This window comes from Acidiphilium rubrum, from assembly GCF_900156265.1.
GTDB classification, from domain to species: Bacteria; Pseudomonadota; Alphaproteobacteria; order Acetobacterales; family Acetobacteraceae; genus Acidiphilium; species Acidiphilium rubrum.
Genome location: NZ_FTNE01000077.1, coordinates 1 through 1,099, shown reverse-complemented (window position 1 = coordinate 1,099; position 1,099 = coordinate 1). Strand labels below are relative to the sequence as shown.

Annotated in this window: 1 protein-coding gene; it reads left to right on the top strand. The window is 55.4% G+C overall.

The window, feature by feature from the left end:
* Positions 1 to 57 precede the first annotated feature (57 nt).
* Positions 58 to 1,099, top strand: a 1,042-nt coding sequence (locus tag BW994_RS18770; RefSeq protein ID WP_245801614.1) for an IS4 family transposase, incomplete at its 3' end; no start/stop codon positions are given.

Genomic DNA, 1,099 nt, shown 5'->3' with positions numbered 1-1,099 from the left:
GCCTGCCAGGACTGGGCTCACACCAAGGGGGCCTATCGGTTTTTTTCGAACGACCGGGTGAATGAGGCCGATATCATGGTCGGCCATTTTGCTGCGACCAGAGAGCGAATGGCGGCCACCGAGGATCTTGCTTTTATTCTGCACGACACGACGGAGTTCACTTTTAAAAGAGAAGATCAGTCAGCGATCGGGCTGACGAAGAGCGTCAATAGCGGGCGCGACAAGGCTGGCCGGATACGGTCGCACGCGGTCTGTGGCATTTTGATGCATTCAAGCCTCGTCCTGACACGCGAGGGCCTGCCGCTGGGCCTTGCGGCGGTCAAATTCTGGACGCGCGAGAAATTCAAAGGCACGGCGGCCCTCAAGCGGAAGATCAACCCGACCAGGGTGCCGATCGAGCAGAAGGAGAGCGTTCGATGGCTGGATAATTTGCGGCAGTCCACGGAATTGCTCGGTGATCCGAGTCGCTGCGTTCACATCGGCGATCGAGAAAGTGATATTTACGAGTTGTTTTGTGTGGCTCAGGAGATGGGAACCCATTTTCTGATCAGGACATGTGTCGATCGCCTGGCGGGCGACGGCGGTCACACGATTGCCACGGAGATGAAAGAGGTCAAGGTCGCCGGGCTGCATCGTATCGAGATACGGAACGGGCAGGGGGAACCCGATGAAGTAATCTTGGAGCTTAAGTATCGCAAGCTGACGGTATTGCCGCCGATCGGCAAACAGAAACGATATCCGCCACTGATCCTCACGGTGATCCATGCCGAAGAAAAAGGATCACCGAAAAATCGCGAGAAAATCAAATGGAAGTTGATTACGGATCTGGCCGTGCGGTCCCGGCGCGATGCGATCGAGAAACTACAGTGGTACGCTCTTCGGTGGAAGATCGAGGTTTTTCACAAGATCCTCAAATCGGGTTGTAAAGCGGAAGATGCCAAGCTGCGAACTGCGCAACGCCTCGCGAATTTGATCGCAATCTTCTGCCTGATCAGTTGGCGGATTTTCTGGCTTACCATGGCCAATCGCACTGCCCCAGCCGAACCACCACGGTGCGCCCTGACCAAATTGGAAATCAGCTTGCTCGATCACATCGTGA